Below are 19,089 nucleotides of genomic sequence, written 5' to 3'. Positions count from 1 at the left end.
CGGCGGGGAATAAAGTCCTCTTGTCGTGCCAGTCGTGGGAGGGATGCATGTTCGAATCAGATTCCGGCAATCGTGAAGCCATGTCCAAGGTCGACACGGCCTGGCTGCGAATGGAACGGCCGACCAATCTGATGATGATCACCGGCATCATGATGTTTGCTGGCCCACTGGATCCGGCCGCAATCAAGAACCTGCTCGGCGAACGATTTCTCGCCTATCGGAGATTCCGCCAGAAGGCCGTCAATACGCCTTCGGGCGCGCATTGGGAAACCGACGCCGATTTCAATCTGGACTGGCATGTGCGCGTCGCGGCCCTGCCGGGCGCGGCAGACAAGATGGAGCTGGAGAACTTCGTCGGCGAACTGGCATCGACGCCGCTCGACCACTCCAAGCCCCTCTGGCAATTCCATGTAGTCGAGAATTACCGGGGTGGCAGCGTGCTGGTCGCGCGCATCCACCATTGTTATGCGGACGGCCTTGCCCTGGTCCAGGTGATGCTGGCCTTGACCGACACCGCGCCTGATCCCGAACAGCAGGCCGAGCTCGCCAGGACCTGGTTGAAGCGCGATGGCGGCAATGTCTGGCAGCGCATGCTGGAACCGGCGCAGGCCGGGCTCGGCAAGGCGTTCAAGGTGGGCAACAAGGTCTACGCAAAAATCGCCCAGATGATCGAGGATCCCTCGGTGGCGGCCGACGTGGCCCGCGAAGGCGGCGCCATCACGCGTGAGCTTGCTCTTGCGCTCAGCCTCGGGGACGACCCGCCGACACCGCTCAAGGGGCCGCTCGGTGTCGTCAAGCGCGTGGCGTGGGCCGATCCGCTGCCTCTGGAGGAAGTAAAGACACTCGGGCGTGCGCTGGGGTGCACGGTCAACGATGTGCTGCTTGCCTGCGCTAGCGGAGCCCTGCGTGGCTACCTGCTCGATCAGGGCAGCGAAGTCGACGGCCTGACCATTCGCGCAACGGTACCGGTCAACCTGCGGCCACTGGAGCATGCGAAGAAACTCGGCAACCACTTCGGCCTCGTGTTCCTCGATTTGCCAGTGGGCGAGGCCAACCCGCTGCGCCGGCTCGAACGCGTCGCTGCCTGCATGCGCGAACTGAAGAGTTCGCGACAGGCCATTGTCACCCTCGGGCTGCTTGGCGCCCTCGGCATGGGGCCACAGGCATTGCAGGCTCCGGCGCTCGAGTTGTTCAGTCGCAAGGCAACCACGGTCGCGACCAACGTGCCGGGCCCGCAGCAACCGCTCTATCTGACCGGAGTGGAGGTCACCGAATTGATGTTCTGGGTTCCGCAGTCAGGCTCGATCGGTGTGGGTCTTTCCATCCTCAGCTACAACGGCAACGTGCACTTCGGACTGATTGGCGATGCCAAGCGCGTGCTTGACCCCGATTCCGTGACCGCGCGTTTCGCCGAGGAATTCGAGAAGCTGATGCTGATCGCATTGATGGAAGACTGGGAAGAGGAAATTGTGGCCGGCGATGCCGACGCGACGCTCAAGCACTATCTGTAACCCGTTTCGCACGAATTCGCGCGAGATCTGTCAGGGCGTCGTCGGATCGAGTGAATCGGCGAAGATCCGGTCACTGGCACCACTCAGTTCCGCCAGCACGGCGACGTTGGTGCGCATGATGGCCGACCCCATGGCCTGGGCATGAATTCCCATGTTCAGGGGCAGATCGGTAGTCCGGTGATAGTGCGGGTAGATGTTCCAGTCCTTCTCGATCGTCAACAGGGAGCGCCTGCCGGCATTGATGTACGGGGCGTGGTCGGAGCAGCAGAAACTGGTGCTTAAGGTGACTCCGACCGAAGGCTCATAGATTGCTGCTGCGGCCGCAAACTGGTTGAGATAGCTGGTCCAGGTGCTGCTGCTTTCCAGCAGCATGTCGAGCTGTGCGCCAGCGCTGTAGCCGATCATGTCCATGATCACGACGGCTTGGACCTTGCTCAGGTTGCCGGCACTCTGCAACGTCTGTACGTGCGCCTTGCTGCCGTACAGTCCCTGCTCCTCACCTGCGTAGCACATGAAAAGGATGCTGCGTTCGGGCTTGAATGCGAGCAGGGCGCGAGCCACTTCGATGACACCCGAGCAGCCCGAGGCATTGTCTTCGGCGCCAGGTGTGTCGACCGTGGAACTGATGTTCTGGTTGCGTGAATCGTAGTGCCCGCCGACGATGACCCATTCGTCGGGAGAACGGGTTCCGGTCCAGCGACCCAGGACATTGTTGATCGTGATCTGGCCTCCCCCGGAGATGGGCATCGTGAATGCAGGCGCGCTGACTTCCAGGCCAAGGCTGGAAAACTGCGTTTCTATCCAGCTGCGCGAAAATGCGAGTTCGGGCCCGTAGCTGGAGCGATCCCAGCCGGCCAGGGTCTCGACATCGCCAAACCAGCGTGCGCCGTTGATCGAATCCACAATCGGCAGGATCAGCGGATCTGCGCCGGGACCCATCGGGTCGGGCCGGTATCGCCAGGCGATGACACTGTTGGGTACCACCTCGCGCCAGACGCTTTCATGCGCGCTGTCATCGGATACTTCCGGAATCGGTTCGCCGGGGGAGAGCAGGCGCAACTCCCAGCGACCGCCCTGTGCGATCAGGCTGCCTGGCGTCGAATCCTGATGCACGCAGCCGCGGCCGTGCAGCCGAAGCCGGCCGATATCGAGATTTTCGATCGCACCCAGAGTCCTGCCAGTCGGAATCCCTGCCAGCAACTCGCCCTTGTCGCCGACCAGCACGAGCTGGTCGCCCAGCTCAAGCCACCAGCGAACGTCGGTATCGCGCTTGAGTTGGCCGAGTTCGGCAGAGCTGACCTTGCTGATGTCGACTACGACGGCAGAGTCATGGCCGAGCTCGGGGGCGATCGGAGGCAGATCCATGATGGGCTTCTTGATGTGGTGTGTGTGAACGGGGATTTCGAATCCGGCTTACAACGATACGAAGCGCACGTTTCGATGGCACGCCAGTGTAAACCCTGGCCAGCTTGTGGCGAAATTCGCTTGCAAGGAATTGGCTTCGGGCCCGGTCCCTGTTTCTGACCACGTGGCCGAGTAGCCGCGTTCGTTGCCGGAACGGTGCGGCTCCCTCCCAAGAAACCGCACCCGTTCCGGCGCTTCCCGCTATTCTGGCGCGAACCGGCTGTTCAGGAAACGTGCTACTGCACAGACATTGCCATCTTCGGGTTCTGGAGAAAAAAACATGAATCGACGCTCCCTGTTGCGCAGTATCGGCGCACTGATCGCGCTGCCCCTGCTGCCATCCTGCTCGCGGGCGAAGGAATCGACCAGTGTTGCCGCGAGTTCCGGCCAGGCGATCAAGCCCCTGAACAAGCCGCACGAGGAGTGGCGAGGGCTGGTCAGCCCAGCGGCCTACGCCGTGCTCTTCAATGAAGACACGGAGCGCGCCGGAAGCAGCCCGCTGAACAACGAGAAGCGTGCCGGCACCTACATTTGTGCGGCCTGCTATTTGCCTTTGTTCGAAAGTGCGCACAAGTTCGAGAGCGGTACCGGTTGGCCCAGCTTCACTCAGCCGATCGAAGGGCACATCGGCACGAGCAAGGACTACAAGCTTGTGTGGCCCAGAACCGAGTACCACTGCGCACGCTGTGGCGGGCATCAGGGCCATGTCTTCGACGATGGCCCGGAGCCGCGTGGCGAGCGGTGGTGCAACAACGGAGTGGCACTGGCATTCGTTCCGGAAGGGCAGGCATTGCCTGCATTGAGAGGTTGAGATGATGATTGCGAATATCCGTTCGTTGCTGCTGACCCTCCTGTTGTTGGCCGGCATGAGCGCATGCGCAGAGCAGTCGGACGTCACGCCTGCTACAGATGCACAATCCACGGCACCGAAATTTGATCCGGCAGCGTCTTCTTCGGCGAAAGAGGGTGAAGCGGTCGCGATTTTTGCCGGTGGTTGTTTCTGGTGCATGGAGCCGCCATTCGACAGCCTGCCGGGCGTGATTTCGACGACCTCCGGATATACCGGTGGGCGCACTCCCGATCCCAGCTACGAACAGGTTTCTTCCGGCAGCACCGGGCACGCAGAAGCAGTAAAGATCGTGTACGACCCGAGCAAGGTCAGTTACCAGAAGTTGCTCGACGTGTTCTGGCGCAACATCGATCCCTATGCCGTCAACTACCAGTTCTGCGATCATGGCGACCAGTATCGCTCTGCAATTTTCGCAGTCGATGCCGAGCAGATGAAGCTGGCCGAACAAAGCAAGCAGGTGCTGGAGGATTCCCAACATCTGGGCAAGCCGCTTGCCACCCAGATTGTGCCGGCTTCAACGTTCTATCCGGCCGAGGACTACCATCAGGATTACTACACAAAGAATCCGGTGCGTTACAAGTACTATCGATACAGCTGCGGTCGCGACAAGCGGCTCGAGCAGATCTGGGGTTCGTCGGGGCACTGAGTACCCTCGGATTCGATATCGAATCCGTACATCGGAGTGAGCAAGGCACTCCGACAGTCGGGCTTGCGCGGGGCATGACCCGCTTCTCGGATGGTTTGCTTTTCGGGCCGCCGAGCCGGCGTCCCTTACTTTCATGCGTATTTGCGCGATACTGCACGTTCAGCCATGACCGGGTGAAATCCCATGAAGCGCGCTCGCATCCCACTACTCCTGGCGATTCTCGCCCTGGTCCTGCTTCTGGCCTCGGGGCCGGGCAGCCGTATGGATTTCTGGGAGTTCCGCACCGGGTTTGCGCTGATGCGCTGGGCGGTCTATCTGGGGCTTGGAGCAGCGGTTCTGGCCTTGCTGCTGTTGGCCATACCGCGTACGCGTCGTGGCAATGCAAAGACCCTCCTGTTCGGTGTCGTGTTGGGCGTCGCCGCAGCGGCAGTGCCGCTTTATGGACTCATGCAGGCAAAGTCCCTGCCCATGATCCACGACATTTCCACCGATACGCAGCGTCCACCGGAATTCGTGGCGATCCTGCCCTTGCGTGCGGATGCAGCCAATCCCGCCGAATACGGCGGCGCCGAGATTGCCGCCCAGCAGGCCGAAGCGTATCCGGACATCCGTACGCAACATCTGGATGTCGCCCCCGCTGAAGCGTTCGATCGAGCGCAAAACGTCGCACGCGGGATGGGCTGGGAAATCGTTGCCGCCGATGCGGCCAGCGGGCGCATCGAAGCCACCGACACGACGTTCTGGTATGGCTTCAAGGACGACGTCGTCATCCGCATAGAACCGGATGGCAGCGGTAGCCGGATCGATGTCCGCTCGGTGTCGCGTGTCGGACTCAGCGATGTCGGAAAGAATGCAAAGCGCATCCGCGCCTACACAGAGGCACTCGGCAGCAAGCCGGCTGGCGGCTAGAGGAAGTCGCAGTGTCGTCAGCGGATTGGCTCGAACATGAGCTGCATCTGCCAAGGCAGCTTTGAAGTTGCGGATTGGCGAGCCTTTCAGCTCCCCGTATCAACTGGAGAAACAAGGTCCAATGAATGCCACGAGAACCCTGGCCCGATCGCGCAGCGATCGCATGCTTGCCGGTGTCATGGGTGGGATAGCACGTCGCTTTGGCTGGAATTCGACGTTGCTCCGCATTCTCTTTGCAATAGTTTCGATCGCCTCGGTCGCGTTTCCCGGCATCATTGTCTACCTGGTGCTGTGGCTGCTGATTCCCGAAGAGCCGGCCTGAGCAAGAAGTCATTGAATCAGGAATGCAGATTCCAGCGAGTATCCCGTCCCTTTGGGCTGCGAGGGGCGACCAAAAAAAGCCCGGCAATGCCGGGCTTCTTGATGGTGGAGCGAATGGGGATCGAACCCACGACCTTCGCATTGCGAACGCGACGCTCTCCCAGCTGAGCTACCGCCCCTTGAAGCAGCGCGCGGGGTTTCTGCATCCGGTTGGGTCGGATCCGCGTGCGTTCCCGGATCATATCGAATGGCCAGTGCAGCGCCAAGTTGGGCAAGCCCCTCAGCCCTCGTCCAGTCGCGCCATCAGCGCATCGTGCAGGACGGCCTTGCGCCAGCCTTCCAGCGTGGCCGGCCAGCGGCGCGACAGGTACAGGCTTTCAAGATGCCGTCGCGAGCAGAGCAGGCCCTCGGGAATCTGCAGTTCTTCGGCCTTGCCGACCACGATTTCCTTGAGCGCCTTGATCATGCGGCGCTCCTCGCCATCGGCAGAGGGCGGTACGGGGTCGAACTCGAGTTCCTCTGCCGCCACCGGCTGCTGCAACAGCTCGAACAGTTCGGTTCGTTGCTCGCCACGCAGTGCACGCAATCCCCGCCCGCGCTCGGCCAGCTCTTCGACGCTGCCAGGCGGATTGGAGCTGAAGTCGAGAATGCGTGGGTCATCGAGAATCCATGGGCGTGGCTTGTCGATGCGCCGTGCCGTGGCCTCGCGCCAGAACAGGACGCGACGCAGCATTGCCTGTTGTTCGCGAGTCCAACCCGAGGCGCCGCGATAGCCGGTTTGCGGCTGCGGGTCGATTTCGCGATTGCGGGCACGCTCGAGCATGCGTGCGCAGTCTTCGGCATGCCACGCGGTGAATCCGCGCTCGGCGAGGCGCGCCGTCAGATCGGCATGGATGGCTGGCAGATGGATGACGTCCTGGGCCGCATATTCCAGTTGCTGCGGACTGAGCGGGCGCCGCAGCCAGTCCGAACGCGTCTCGCCTTTCGGCAGGTCCACATCGCAGACCGCCAGCACGAGCTTCTGATAGCCGAGACCCGCGCCAAGCCCCGCGAATGCGGCGGCAATCTGCGTGTCGTACAAGGTGCCCAGCCCCTGCGGCAGGATCGGGTCCAGCGCATCGAGATCCTCGCTGGCGCTGTGCATGATCGAAACGGTGTTCGCGTCACCCAGCCGCGAGGCGAGACTCTCCATGTCGATGGCGCCGAGCGGGTCGATCAGGGCGACCTCGCCCTCGATCTCCATCTGGATCAGGGCCAGTTTCGGCGCAAAGCTGTCCGTGCGCATGAATTCCGTGTCCAGGCCAATCAGCTGGCCGGGACGGCGGTTGAAGTCGAGCAGGTTTTCGGTGCGGTCAATCCAGGCAGCCAAGTCGTGCCTTCCTGTTCAGATACGGGAGGTGAATGACGGGTGCGACCGCGGTTGCGGACGCGTCCTGCGATAGCCTAAGGTGCTGACACGCTGCTGTCAGCCTTTCTGCCCGCCAAGATGCCCGGTACCGAGAACGTCAACAAGCAACGCAACCTTGGCGGAGCACTGGGCATCGTCGTGTTGCTGTTCGCGCTGTGCTACCGGTTCTTTCCCGGAATCCTGCATTTCGAGCCGCAAACCCAGATCCAGACCAGCACAACCTCCCCGCTGGGCGGCAAGCCCTGGGTCATCGATCAATCGACCCCGCTGATCGCGGAGGGAGAGAATGGCCAACCCATTGTCGGCACCACGCTGGCCGAAGCCATCTCGATGGGTCCGCCTGCACCGGTAACCAAGGAAGTGGCGACCTTGCTCAAGTCGGCGCGCAAGCAGGAAGAAGAAGGCAAACTTTTCGAGCCGCCTGGCAACAACGCCGTCGGTCTTTATCGACAGGTGCTGGGCCAGGATCCGAACAATCCGGCTGCGCTCGATGCGCTGGCACGCATTGGCGGAGCCGTTCGAGACTGGTCGCTGGCTGCACTCGAACGCGGCGATGAAGCGGAAGCGCAGCGCTATGCTGCGCAGTTCGCGGAACTGCCGCACTCCGAAAACGAACTGGAAATACTTCGCGCACGACTCAAGACCCTGCGCGAAGTCATGCCCATGCTGGCGGCCGCCGCTGAATTGCTCAAGCAGGGTCGCCTGATCGGCGAAGGCGACAACAATGCGCTCGCCGTATACAGGAAAGTGCTGGAGATCGATCCGGCCAACAAGATCGCCGATGAAGGTCTCGCCCGTATCGAGGAGGGCTTTCTCGACCGGGCACTCGATGCGGCTGCGCAGGACGAGTTTGCCAGCGCTGACACGATACTGGCCGAGGCCTCGACGATCCGGCCTGGATCACAGGCCTTGCTGGATACGCGCTCCCAGATTGAAGGACTGCGCCGTCAGCGCGGCGAGACAGTGTTGGCGCAGGCGCGCTCGGCACTCGACGCGGGAAATGCCGATCTGGCCGAGACACTGGCCAAGTCTGCCCAGGCCATCAGCACGGATCTTTCCGGTCTGGACGAATTCAATGAGCGCCTGCGCAATGCGCGCCTCTACGCGAATTTCGAACCCGGACAGGTATTCAGCGATCGCTTCCTCGACACCACGGGCGTCGCACCCCCGGTAGTAGTGATACCGGCTGGGGAGTTCAGCATGGGATCGCCGGCCAGCGAGGAAGGGCACCGGGATGACGAGGAGCCGCAGCGTCAGGTGCGGATCATCACCGGATTCGCCATGGGCCAGACCGAAGTCACCGTCGCCGAGTTTCGTCAGTTCGCCAGCACCGTGGGCTACCGAAGCGATGCGGAGCGGCTCGGCACCGGCAGCGTCTACGACGAGAGCAGCGGGCGCATGAACGACCGACGCGGCATCGACTGGCGGCGTGACTACAAGGGCGATCGCGCCAGTGACAAGTTGCCTGTGCTCAACGTGTCCTGGAACGACGCCAATGAATATGTCGCCTGGCTCTCGCAGCGAACCGGCAAGCGCTACCGCCTGCCCAGCGAGGCGGAGTTTGAATATGTGCTGCGCGCCGGCTCGCAGTCGCGCTTCTGGTGGGGTGACGGTGATCCTGAGAAGGTGGTCGCCAACGTTACCGGCGACGGCGATCGCTCGCCAAGCAAGCGCAGCTGGGGGCGGGCGTTTGACGACTACAGCGACGGTTTCTGGGGGCCGGCACCGGTCAAGACCTACCCTCCAAATCCCTTCGGTGTCTATGATCTGGATGGCAACCTCTCGGAGTGGGTCGATGATTGCTGGCACGACAATTACACCCGTGCACCGCGTGACAGCGCGGCATGGATCAACCCGGGCTGTGTGCGTCGCGTGATACGCGGGGGCTCGTGGGGAAGTTCTCCGGAACAGATACGATCGGCCTACAGACTCTCGGTGCCGGCCGATGCGCGCAGCGCGCGAGTCGGCTTCCGCGTGGTCCGGGAGCTGTAGTGTCGGACGTGACGGCTGTGTGGAAAAATTCGGACCGGATCGCAACCGGAGCATCGTTGCACTGAACAGGAGTCTGAGCATGGGACCTTTTGGCAATCGTTCCGCATCGTATGGAGGGCAGCGCAGCCGGCGCGGTCTGAAACTCTGGCCAATCCTGCTGTTCGGCCTGTATTTCGCCTACTACTATTTCAGCAACAGCAATGACGCCGCGTTCACCGGGCGCAACCAGCTGCTCGATACGACGGCCCAGGAGGAGGCGGCACTGGGTATCCAGTCCTACCGCGAAATCCTCCAGCAATCGCGCGTCGTTCGGACTGGAGAACTGCCGCAGCAGATACAGGACATTGCGCAACGTCTGGTAACAGCGGCACCCAAGGTCGAGAAATACCTGGCCGATACCAAGGGAACCCCTGCCAATACGGACTGGAGCGCGTACGAATGGCAGACCAGTGTCATCGAGTCCGACGAGGCCAATGCCTTTTGCCTGCCCGGAGGAAAAATCGCCGTCTACACGGGCATTATCCCGGTGGCAAAAAACACCGACGGAGTGGCCGTGGTGATGGGCCACGAGATCGCACACGCCCTGCTTCGCCACGGTGGCGAGCGCATGGCACAGCAAAAGCTCGTGCAGATCGGTTCCATCGCGGCAAGCATGTCGACCGGTGACATGGATCCTGGCCAGCGCCAGATGGTCATGGCTGCGATTGGCGCAGGTGCCCAGTATGGTGTCCTGCTGCCATTTTCCCGAAGCCACGAGTCGGAAGCGGACAAGGTCGGTCTGCTGCTTGCCGCAGCTGCCTGCTTCAACCCCGAAGAAGCGCCGAAGCTGTGGGAGCGCATGGCCGCGATGGGCAAGGGCAAGCCGCCCGAATTCATGTCGACCCATCCAGCCGAAGGTACCCGCATTCAGCAGCTCAACAGCTGGATGCCCGAGGCCATGCAGGTTCGCCAGCAGTTCTGCGGATCGACACCCGCCGTGCAGTGACGGGTTGGCTGCATTGGTGAAGGCGAGCCGCCACGCTTGTCAGCCAGCGAAGCTGCCCGTATGATTCGCGGCCCACTTCCGGAGAGGTGGCAGAGTGGTCGAATGTACCTGACTCGAAATCAGGCGTACGTGAATAGCGTACCGTGGGTTCGAATCCCACCCTCTCCGCCAGATACAAAAAGAGCCCCGGAAGGGGCTTTTTTTGTATCTGATGGTGCGGGGTGCGTGGACGAACCCGCCTGGGTTCGACAAATTCATCAGGAATGAATTTGGACAGCCGCATGGCTGGCCCGCAGCGCGCAGCGCGGAGGGTGAGGCTCAGGGATGAGCCGAACATATCCCACCCTATCTGCTAGCTGGAACAAGAAGCCTCTTTGGAAGCGGCTCATTGTCGTCTGGCTTTCCGGCTTTTTCGCGAAGCGCAAGCAACCGCATCAGCGCGCCAGTGCCGGCGTCACATGCGGGGCGATCGTCTTGACGATGGCTTCGGCGACCTTGATGCCGCCAGCAACCAGATTGCCATTGTCGGGAATGCCATCGCGTCCGACGAAATCGGAATAACGACCACCGGCTTCACGAACGAGAAGGCAGCCGGCGGCCATGTCCCAGGGTTGCAGCCCGGTCTCGAAATAGCCATCGACCCGGCCATTGGCGACGTAGGCCAGATCAAGTGCGGCCGATCCCGTCCGTCGAATGTCTTCGGCCTGCCCAAGCAGTGCGCGGGTCATGTCGATCTGGGCGTCCAGATGCTCGCGCTGCCGATACGGATATCCGGTCACCAGCAGGGCGCCTTCAAGGTCGGGCCTGGTGCTGACACGGATGCGCCGGTCGTTCAGATAGGCGCCGTCGCCTCGGCTTGCGGTAAACAGCTCATCGCGCAGCGGATCGTAGACAACCCCGTGCATCGGCTCGCCATTTTCCAGCATTGCGATCGATACGCAGAAATGGGGAAATCCGCGCAGGTAGTTGTGGGTACCGTCCAGCGGATCGATGACCCAGACATGCTTGCCCTTGCCTTGTGCGCCGGACTCTTCGGCGAGGATGCCGTGGCCGGGAAACGCGCGCTTCAGTTCGCGGATGATTTCGGCTTCCGCCGCACGATCCACTTCCGAGGCAAAATCCAGCCGTTGCTTCTCAACGATCGCCAGGCTGTCCAGGCGATTCATGTAGCGCAGAATGATCTGGCCTGCGGCGCGCGCTGCGCGCACCGCCACGTTTACGGCGGGTCTGGGCATGTTGGTTCCGTCGGAAGTGGACTGAAAAAGAGCAACGCGGCACGGTCAAGCCGCGCGCGGGGCCGGAAGGTTACCAAATTCAGCCAATTGCCACCAAGTCCGTGAATTCGCGAGAGATGGCGCAGGAGACCTCGACGGAATTCGGACGTGCCTGGAAGTCGGGCAGACACGCTGAGCCTGCGACGCGATAATGGCGTGCTCCGGACAGGGCAGCTCACGGCCTGCGGGCACGGCTACTGAGTGGGACGGTCTGTGCGAGAGTGTGGCGACGCGCGGGCCCAGCATGCCGCTGCGGTTTCGAACTATGGCGAACATCGATTGAAGAAGGCGGAGCGCGACTACTGATGGCTGAACAGCCCAACACCGAGGCCGCCGCCAGGCACGTCCGCTTCGTTCTTTCCAATACTTCGCATCCCGGAAATATAGGCAGCTCCGCGCGGGCGATCCGGACGATGGGGTTCACGCGACTCTGTCTGGTATCTCCAGCCTCGTTCCCGCATATCGACGCCCATGTCATGGCCGCTGGTGCTGACGATGTGCTCGAAGCCGCGTGTCGATTCGATTCGCTGGAATCGGCTATCGGAGATTGCAGCCTCGTGCTCGGCGCCACGGCGCGACTTCGCGGGGTGGCGCTCGAGGAGCTCCTGCCCGCGGAAGCGGCCAGACGCGTAGTCGACGCTGCTGCGCATGGGCGGGAAGTCGCCTACGTATTCGGCAATGAAACTTCGGGGCTCAGCAATGACGAGATCAAGCTGTGCCATGCTGCCGTGCACATCCCGAGCGACCCCGGTTACTCCTCGCTGAACCTCTCCCAGGCCGTCCAGGTCCTCGCCTATGAGGCACGCATGGCAGCGTTGGCGGGGACGCCGCCGCGCAAGGGCAACACGGACGAGCCCGCGACTGCCGCCGAACTCGAAGGCTTCTTCGAGCATCTCGCAACGACGCTGCACGATATCGAGTTCCACAAGGGCCGGTCCGAAACGACGATCATGCAGCGATTGCGTCGCCTGTTCCTGCGAGCCCATCCGGATCAGCGCGAGCTGCGCGTGCTGCGCGGAATACTTGCGGATGCGCAGCGCATGGCGCGCCTGGCGCACCACGACCGGACAGATTGAGCAGGGTTCTGCTCATACCTGCGAAATTGGAAACGCGTCGAGGCACTGTTGCGACAGCGGAATCGAGAGCCGCTTCCAGGAGGTCTCATGTACCTGCCCATCAGAGTGGCCGAATCGCCCGGTTGGCCGCGTTTCCCGGAGTCCTGGCGCTTCCGGGCTGATGGGCAAGGCCAGAATCCGGCGGGGTCACCTGCTCCGAACGGGAACAGAGTTCCAGCCGGGGAATTCGCGGCTGTAACATTACTGTAATATCGCGGGGTGGCCGCCTGCGGGGAGCGCGCGGCCATACATCGATCACGTTTCCCCTTCAAATCCGGTTCGGAGCATTCCATGTTCTCGTTGCAAACGATCTTCGGCAAGGGTGACAAGTTCTATGGGCTGCTCGAGGCCAGTGCAGAGGCCGCCCGACTGAGTGCGCGAGCACTCGGCACCATGCTGGACGAGGGTGCGGAAACGCCGGCTCTGGACCAGTTCCGGGTCGCCCGCAAGCGTGAAAAGGATCTTTTCGCGCAGATCAATCTCGAATTGGTCAACACCTTCGTGACCGCGCTTGAGCGCGAAGACATCGAGGCCCTGGCTGGCGCCCTCTACAAGATTCCGAAAACCGTCGAGAAATTCGCCGAACGGCATGCCCTGTTCGCCGATCAATTGGTGGATATCAAATACGGTGCGCAGGCGGCCATGCTCGAGCGAGCCTGTGACGTCATCGTGAGCATGGTGGGCGAGCTGCGTGGAGGCATCAAGCTCGACGTGATGCATTCGCTGAATGAACGCATGCAATCGATCGAAGCCGAGGCGGACCGGCTGTTGCTTGAGCTCTATGGAAACCTGTTTTCCGATTCAGCCGACGCGGCCCAGCTGATGGTACGCAAGGATCTATTCGAGCTGCTGGAAAAGGCCATTGATCGATGTCGGGATGCCGGCAACGTGATTTACCACATTGCCCTGAAAAACTCCTGATCGAATCGGCAAGGACCTTCCGTGACCCTGAGCCTGATCCTCGTCTTTCTGGTCATCTTCGTTGCGCTCGTTTTCGAGTACATCAACGGTTTCCACGATACCGCGAACTCGATTGCAACGGTTGTCGCGACCAAGGTACTCAGTCCGGTGCAGGCCGTGATTCTGGCTGCCGTGATGAACCTGTTCGGTGCCCTCCTGGGTACCGCCGTTGCGAAGACCATCGCGTCGGGCCTGGTCGATGCCGGCGTGGTTGCGGTGACACCGCAGGTGCTTATCTGCGCCCTTCTCGGTGCCATCATCTGGGACCTGATCACCTGGTGGTGGGGTTTGCCTTCAAGTTCCTCGCACGCCCTCGTGGGTGGCTTGTGCGGTGCGGCGCTGGCCGCTGCCTATGACGACTGGACATCCATCATCTGGTGGCAGGGCGGAGAGCACTGGTGGCAAGGCACGGGCTTGCTGCCCAAGGTCGTCGTGCCGATGTTCAGTTCGCCGCTACTCGGATTTTTCCTCGGATTCGCGATCATGGGCGGAATATTCGCCCTGGTCAGCTCGATGGCCAATCGCTCGGGCGTCCTGCAGACCCTTTCCCGGCCGAAGTTCCTGAACGGTTTCTTTGGCAAGGCACAAATCCTCTCGGCGAGCGCCATGGGTTTGTCGCATGGAATGAACGATGCCCAGAAAACCATGGGTATCATCGCGCTGGCCCTGGTGGGCGCCACCTCCGCAGGAACGCTGGACGATCTGCCGGGCTGGCTCAATTTCCTCCGTATCGAAGAGGATCCGAACAGCAAGTTCGAAATCGCAGTCTGGATCAAGGTGCTGTGCGCGCTGACCATGGCTGCGGGGACCGCTGCCGGTGGCTGGCGCATCATTCGTACGCTGGGTCACAAGCTGGTCAAGTTGCATCCGGTCAATGGCTTTGCGGCCGAGACGGCATCCGCCAGCGTCATTCTTGCCGCCAGTCACTTCGGAATTCCGGTCTCCACCACGCACAACATTTCTTCGGCCATCATGGGCGTCGGCGCGGCCAAGCGCTTTTCAGCGATCAAATGGACGGTTGTAGAGCGCATGGTATGGGCCTGGCTGCTGACCATTCCGGTAACCGGCTTGCTGGCCTGGCTGCTGGTTCGACTGCTGCAGGCCTTCGGTCTGGCATAGGCCAGGTACTGCAAGCGGCTGCGGCCTGTTGCGATCTTCCAACCAGTTGATGTTGGAGCTCGCTGGCGCTCACCGCCAACCTGCGGTATTTCCTCGGGCGTCAACGCAAGACAAGCTTCCAGATTCCCGATTCCCGGGCCCTAAAGCGAGTCGCCACCCGCCGAGAGGGCTTGTTCGAGACGGTCGCCCAGTTGCCCGAGCTCGTTGACGACGCGATCCAGTTCGTCCCCATGCAGCAGGGAATAGGGGCGGTTTTCGACCAGATGCAGATAGGGCGATCCGTCCAGATCGCTGATCGCAAGGTAGCCGGTTCGCTGTTCCCAGTTGAAACGCAGACAGCGTGTCGGATCAACGCCGGTGGCAGGACCAATGGGCGTTGAAATGCGCAGATGTTTCAGGCCATCCTCACCTTCCATTTCCGCAAGATAGATGCCCTGCTGCCGACCATGCTCGAGGTGCAGATCAAAACTGATCAGATAGGGATCATTCGTGCGGATGGTGTGCAGGTTGCTGACGTGGGACCGGATCTGTTCAAAGCTCTGCACGGGACTCTCCAGGATTTCGTTTAGGCGCATGCTAGCTCGAATAGTCCCCGAGGTCGCGGCCCATCGCCTCTGGAGTGTCCCGGTCACAATGCCGGCTGAAGCCCATGTCGAATCCTGATCAGCAGTCCATTCAAGCTGTGATTCTGCGAATTTCGCGCGGATCCGTGACCAGCTATGGCGAAATTGCCCACAGGGCCGGCTTGCCGGGGCGAGCGCGTCTGGTGGGTCGAGTATTGCGCGAGGCGGGCGAGGGGGTGGGGTTGCCCTGGCATCGGGTGGTCCGTGCAGACGGTCGTCTCGCTTTTCCGCCCGGCAGCAAGGCGTTTCGGGAGCAGAAGCGAAGATTGCTTGCCGAGGGCGTGGCCTTGTCCGGGGTTCGGGTGAATCTCGTGCAATTCGGCTGGCAGCGTGATCTGGATTCGGAGTTGTGGTCACCGGACGCCTGGAACTGATCCGGCAAGGCCAGCTGTTGAAACCCGTGAAGTTTGCCTCGACGTTGGAACACCGGTGTGCCTCCGTGTCACCATCGTCCGACTAGCAAGGAGTCCGCATGCCCTTCGACCTGCCGCCCGTTACCCGCAACCTGCTGATCGCCAATGGCGTGATCTATCTCCTGCAAATGCTGATCGGCGAGCAGCTGGTCATCCTGTTCGCGCTGTGGCCGATGGGGCCGGAACGCCTGATTCAGGGAGGAGGATCGGTCGGATTCGAGATCTGGCAGTTGCTCACCTATGGATTCCTGCATGGAGGCCTGACGCATCTGCTTTTCAACATGCTGGCGCTATGGATGTTCGGCGGAGCGATCGAGCGCCTGTTCGGCTCGCGCCCGTTCCTTGTCTATTACCTGACCTGCGTAGTCGGTGCGGCGATCGCGCAGCTGTTCGTCATTCATGCGTTTACCGGCGGGTTTTACCCGACGCTTGGGGCATCGGGTGGCGTTTTCGGAATCCTGCTGGCGTTCGGCATGATGTTTCCGCATCAGCGCATCATGTTGCTGTTTCCACCGATTCCGATGCCGGCCTGGGTTTTTGTGACCGGCTATGGCGTCATCGAACTCTATCTGGGTGTAACCGGAAGCCAGGCCGGCGTCGCGCATTTTGCCCATCTCGGTGGCATGGCCGCGGGGTTCGTGATCATCCAGTACTGGCGCGGACGGCTTCCGATAAAGCCGCGCCGGATCCTCATGCGCTGACCGGATCGGGCTCGCCCCTTGTTCCCCGGGACCCTGGATGACTGGCTGAACTGGCAGTTGCGCATTCATCCGCGCGAAATCGAGCTGGGTCTCGACCGTGTGTCTACTGTCTGGAAGGCGCTTGGCGCGCCTGCGCCGGCTCGCGTCGTAATCACGGTTGGCGGCACCAATGGCAAGGGCTCGACCGTGGCATTCCTGGAGGCGATGCTTGCCGCGGCTGGATACACGGTCGGAGCCTTCACCTCACCGCATCTGCTTCGCTACAACGAGCGTGTCCGGATGAAGGGTCGCGAAGCCACGGATGCGGAGTTGACGACCGCATTCGAGCGAATCGAGGTCGCGCGCGGTGAAGTTCCGCTGACCTATTTCGAATTCGGCACGCTGGCGGCCCTGCTCGTGTTCGCCGAGAACGAGCTTGATGTGGCCTTGCTTGAAGTAGGGCTGGGTGGCCGGCTCGATGCAGTCAACATGATCGATGCCGACGCATCCATCGTGACCACGGTAGCGCTCGATCATGAAGACTGGCTGGGCAACGATCGTGAAGTCATTGGGCGGGAAAAGGCCGGAATATTCCGCCCGGGCCGCCCGGCCATTGTCGGTGATCGCGATCCTCCGCAGGGGCTGATTGCAGAGGCAAGACGGATCGGTTCGCAGCTCATCGTGGCAGGACGGGACTATCACGCCGAATCGACCGAAGCCGGCTGGGTCTGGTCAAGGGGATCGACACGGCTGTCGCTGCCGCCCACATCGCTGGATTCGGCTTCCCAGCAGGCCAATGCCGCAGCGGCCGTCGCCGCACTGCATGCATTGGCTGACCGACTGGACTGGAAAGTTGACGCCATCAGGGCCGGGGTCGCCCGCGCGAAGGCACCTGCAAGACTGCAGCGTTTCGCGGGGCAGCCGGAACTGATCGTTGATGTTGCACACAATCCGCAGGCTGCGGAGGTGCTTGCCGCGTGGCTGGCCGGCCATCCCGCCGCGGGCCGCAACATTGCCTTGTTCGGCGCGTTGGCTGACAAGGACATCATCGGCATTGTCGGGCCGTTGTCAGAAGTCGTGGACTCGTGGTACCTGGCGGGGCTTGATGCAGAAAGTTCACGCGGACTTGACGTGTCAGCACTGGCGCAGCGCCTGGAGAGTTCGGGTGTGATCGATGTCTGTGCCAGGCACGTCAACGTTGCCGATGCGCTGGCCGAGGCACTGGACCAAGCCGGGCCGAATGACCGGGTCATCGCATTCGGCTCGTTCTTTGTGGCGTCTGCCGCCTTGCGCATGGCTGCCTCCCGAGCCTTGCCAGCCGCCTGAACGTATCCATTGTCCAGGACGCGTATAATCGCGGCGACTCGTCAGCGTACCCATTCCCATGGAACCCGCCTTGAAACAACGTCTACTCGGTGCCGTCGTCCTCATCGCGCTCGCCATCATTTTCGTCCCCATGCTGTTCAGTGGCAGTGGACCGATGCAGGAATCGGCAACCGTCGATCTGGAAATCCCGCCGCCGCCCGACCGCGAGTTCGAGACGCGGGTGCTTTCGGTCGATGCAGTGAATCAGGATCCTTCGCGTCAGCCGGCGCAGCAGGCAGCAACGGCAGAGCCGGTGGCGACCGTCGACACCAAGCTGCCGCCTCGCGTTGAAGCGATGCCGGAACCTGCGAATGCCGAGCCCCAGCCAGAACCGGCAAGCGTGCCGGATCAAGCGGAGAAACCGGCAACGCCGGCTCAGATCGAGGCTGGCAAGGCTGCGACCGGCGACTTTCTGGTGCATCTCGGCGTCTATACCTCGTCCAAGAATGCCGATGACCTCGTTGCCAGTCTCAAGCGCGCAGGATTTCCGGCCTTCTCCGAAGCCATCGATTTCAAGGGAAAACCGGCGCAGCGCGTGCGGGTCGGCCCGTATGCCGATCGCGCCGAAGCCGAAGCGGCACGCATACGCATCAAGCAGCTGAAGAGTGACGTGCCGAGCAGCGTCGTCAGCCTCGCAGGGGATGCCAAGGCCGATTCGCCGCCGAGTGCAGTGCCGGCGACTCGCGCAGGTGGCTGGGCTGTTCAGCTCGGCGCGTTCGCGACCGTGGAAGACGCCAACAAGCTCGGCGGCCGCTTGCAGGCCGCGGGATTCGCGGCATTTGTCGAGGAGGTGAACGCGGGCGGCAAGACGCTGTGGCGGGTTCGCGCCGGACCGGAAGCCGATCGCAGCGGAGCCGAGGCCCTGCGCGGGCGCATCAAGGACAAGCTGAAAGTGGATGGACTGGTCGTAACCCAGCCATGAATCCGGTGCAATGAACTGGTTTGACTACGCGATCATCGCGACGCTGGCCCTCTCGATCCTGGTGGGTCTGTGGCGAGGTTTCATCGGCGAAGTGCTGGCCCTGGTTTGCTGGGTGCTCGCATTCTGGGTCGCATGGACATTTGGCCCGCACCTTGCAGACCAGTTTTCCAACGCCATATCGGTGCCGTCAGTGCGTGTTCTTCTTGGCTACGCACTGTGTTTCGTCGCGGTCCTGATTGGTGGTGCCATCGTCAGCTATCTGATGCGCAAGCTGGTCAACGGCAGCGGATTGTCCGGTACGGATCGCCTGCTCGGCATGGTATTCGGCCTGGTGCGCGGATTTGCGTTGGTGGTACTGGTTGTCTTGCTGATGAAATTCACGCCCGTGGTGCGCGACGACTGGTGGCAGACATCGAAAATGCTGCCGACTTTCGACAATGGCGCGCAATGGGTGACATCCTACTTGCCTGAAAGTGTTGCTCGTTATCTGGAACCTGCTGCCGTGGCCGTGCCAGCCGCGGCAGACGCACTGATCAACACCACTGCACCTGTTGTGCAGGAATCCAATCCCTCGACTTCCCAGTGAACTGAA

Annotated in this window: 19 protein-coding genes and 2 tRNA genes; 16 read left to right on the top strand and 5 right to left on the bottom strand. The window is 61.9% G+C overall.

What is annotated here, in order from left to right:
- The first annotated feature begins 47 nt into the window (after positions 1-47).
- The gene (locus R3F00_RS11945) at positions 48-1,511 is read left to right on the top strand and encodes a wax ester/triacylglycerol synthase family O-acyltransferase (RefSeq protein ID WP_371282021.1); all 1,464 of its coding nucleotides are present in this window, start codon (positions 48-50) and stop codon (positions 1,509-1,511) included.
- Positions 1,512-1,541: 30 nt separating this feature from the next.
- Here R3F00_RS11945 and R3F00_RS11940 read toward each other — a convergent pair whose 3' ends face one another.
- Positions 1,542-2,876 carry a M28 family metallopeptidase gene (locus tag R3F00_RS11940; RefSeq protein WP_371282020.1) on the bottom strand — a complete coding sequence of 445 codons (1,335 nt, stop codon included), beginning with the start codon at positions 2,874-2,876 and terminating at the stop codon, positions 1,542-1,544.
- A 319-nt stretch (positions 2,877-3,195) separates the two neighbouring features.
- Between R3F00_RS11940 and msrB the strand changes: the two genes are divergently transcribed.
- The 4 genes from msrB (at position 3,196) to R3F00_RS11920 (ending at position 5,642) form a co-directional block, all read left to right on the top strand.
- The gene (msrB, locus tag R3F00_RS11935; RefSeq protein WP_371282019.1) at positions 3,196-3,726 is read left to right on the top strand and encodes a peptide-methionine (R)-S-oxide reductase MsrB; all 531 of its coding nucleotides are present in this window, start codon (positions 3,196-3,198) and stop codon (positions 3,724-3,726) included.
- 4 nt (positions 3,727-3,730) lie between these two features.
- Complete coding sequence (gene msrA, locus R3F00_RS11930) at positions 3,731-4,411, top strand: peptide-methionine (S)-S-oxide reductase MsrA (protein WP_371282018.1); 681 nt, start codon at positions 3,731-3,733, stop codon at positions 4,409-4,411.
- A gap of 183 nt (positions 4,412-4,594) precedes the next feature.
- Positions 4,595-5,320, top strand: coding sequence for a DUF1499 domain-containing protein (locus R3F00_RS11925; protein ID WP_371282017.1), 726 nt, complete (start codon positions 4,595-4,597; stop codon positions 5,318-5,320).
- A 121-nt stretch (positions 5,321-5,441) separates the two neighbouring features.
- Positions 5,442-5,642 carry a PspC domain-containing protein gene (locus tag R3F00_RS11920; protein WP_371282016.1) on the top strand — a complete coding sequence of 67 codons (201 nt, stop codon included), beginning with the start codon at positions 5,442-5,444 and terminating at the stop codon, positions 5,640-5,642.
- A gap of 102 nt (positions 5,643-5,744) precedes the next feature.
- On the opposite strand, the gene R3F00_RS11915 is transcribed toward R3F00_RS11920, so the two are convergent.
- Positions 5,745-5,820, bottom strand: a tRNA-Ala gene (locus R3F00_RS11915).
- A gap of 101 nt (positions 5,821-5,921) precedes the next feature.
- Entirely contained in the window at positions 5,922-7,010 is a 1,089-nt protein-coding gene (locus R3F00_RS11910; RefSeq protein WP_371282015.1) for a ribonuclease D, read from the bottom strand.
- Positions 7,011-7,127: 117 nt separating this feature from the next.
- Here R3F00_RS11910 and R3F00_RS11905 point away from each other — a divergent pair, with 117 nt between their 5' ends.
- The 3 genes from R3F00_RS11905 (at position 7,128) to R3F00_RS11895 (ending at position 10,197) form a co-directional block, all read left to right on the top strand.
- Positions 7,128-9,041 (top strand): SUMF1/EgtB/PvdO family nonheme iron enzyme, encoded by a 1,914-nt coding sequence (locus R3F00_RS11905; protein WP_371282014.1) that lies wholly within the window; start codon positions 7,128-7,130, stop codon positions 9,039-9,041.
- A 79-nt stretch (positions 9,042-9,120) separates the two neighbouring features.
- Positions 9,121-10,026: a M48 family metallopeptidase gene (locus R3F00_RS11900; protein ID WP_371282013.1), complete on the top strand. Its 906-nt coding sequence runs from the start codon at positions 9,121-9,123 to the stop codon at positions 10,024-10,026.
- Between the two features lie 80 nt (positions 10,027-10,106).
- Positions 10,107-10,197 (top strand) — tRNA-Ser (locus tag R3F00_RS11895).
- A gap of 263 nt (positions 10,198-10,460) precedes the next feature.
- Here R3F00_RS11895 and R3F00_RS11890 read toward each other — a convergent pair.
- Positions 10,461-11,261 (bottom strand): inositol monophosphatase family protein, encoded by an 801-nt coding sequence (locus R3F00_RS11890; RefSeq protein WP_371282012.1) that lies wholly within the window; start codon positions 11,259-11,261, stop codon positions 10,461-10,463.
- 344 nt (positions 11,262-11,605) lie between these two features.
- On the opposite strand from R3F00_RS11890, the gene R3F00_RS11885 reads away from it, so the two are divergent.
- The 3 genes from R3F00_RS11885 to R3F00_RS11875 all read left to right on the top strand — a co-directional run bounded on the left by R3F00_RS11885 (position 11,606) and on the right by R3F00_RS11875 (position 14,494).
- Positions 11,606-12,376: an RNA methyltransferase gene (locus R3F00_RS11885; protein WP_371282011.1), complete on the top strand. Its 771-nt coding sequence runs from the start codon at positions 11,606-11,608 to the stop codon at positions 12,374-12,376.
- A gap of 330 nt (positions 12,377-12,706) precedes the next feature.
- Positions 12,707-13,336, top strand: coding sequence for a DUF47 domain-containing protein (locus R3F00_RS11880; RefSeq protein ID WP_371282010.1), 630 nt, complete (start codon positions 12,707-12,709; stop codon positions 13,334-13,336).
- 27 nt (positions 13,337-13,363) lie between these two features.
- Positions 13,364-14,494, top strand: coding sequence for an anion permease (locus R3F00_RS11875; RefSeq protein ID WP_371282114.1), 1,131 nt, complete (start codon positions 13,364-13,366; stop codon positions 14,492-14,494).
- Positions 14,495-14,634: 140 nt separating this feature from the next.
- Here R3F00_RS11875 and R3F00_RS11870 read toward each other — a convergent pair whose 3' ends face one another.
- Entirely contained in the window at positions 14,635-15,039 is a 405-nt protein-coding gene (locus R3F00_RS11870; protein WP_371282009.1) for a hypothetical protein, read from the bottom strand.
- Between the two features lie 104 nt (positions 15,040-15,143).
- Here R3F00_RS11870 and R3F00_RS11865 point away from each other — a divergent pair, with 104 nt between their 5' ends.
- The 5 genes from R3F00_RS11865 to R3F00_RS11845 all read left to right on the top strand — a co-directional run bounded on the left by R3F00_RS11865 (position 15,144) and on the right by R3F00_RS11845 (position 19,083).
- Positions 15,144-15,491 (top strand): MGMT family protein, encoded by a 348-nt coding sequence (locus R3F00_RS11865; RefSeq protein WP_371282008.1) that lies wholly within the window; start codon positions 15,144-15,146, stop codon positions 15,489-15,491.
- A gap of 98 nt (positions 15,492-15,589) precedes the next feature.
- Entirely contained in the window at positions 15,590-16,231 is a 642-nt protein-coding gene (locus tag R3F00_RS11860; protein WP_371282007.1) for a rhomboid family intramembrane serine protease, read from the top strand.
- Between the two features lie 18 nt (positions 16,232-16,249).
- On the top strand, positions 16,250-17,536 hold the full coding sequence (folC, locus tag R3F00_RS11855) for a bifunctional tetrahydrofolate synthase/dihydrofolate synthase (RefSeq protein ID WP_371282006.1): 1,287 nt from the start codon (positions 16,250-16,252) through the stop codon (positions 17,534-17,536).
- A 70-nt stretch (positions 17,537-17,606) separates the two neighbouring features.
- On the top strand, positions 17,607-18,497 hold the full coding sequence (locus R3F00_RS11850; protein ID WP_371282005.1) for an SPOR domain-containing protein: 891 nt from the start codon (positions 17,607-17,609) through the stop codon (positions 18,495-18,497).
- A gap of 10 nt (positions 18,498-18,507) precedes the next feature.
- On the top strand, positions 18,508-19,083 hold the full coding sequence (locus tag R3F00_RS11845) for a CvpA family protein (RefSeq protein ID WP_371282004.1): 576 nt from the start codon (positions 18,508-18,510) through the stop codon (positions 19,081-19,083).
- Positions 19,084-19,089: the final 6 nt, after the last annotated feature.

The sequence above is a fragment of the Dokdonella sp. genome (assembly GCF_041395345.1).
Taxonomy (GTDB): domain Bacteria; phylum Pseudomonadota; class Gammaproteobacteria; order Xanthomonadales; family Rhodanobacteraceae; genus Dokdonella.
This window is presented reverse-complemented; position numbering and strand designations above follow the sequence as displayed.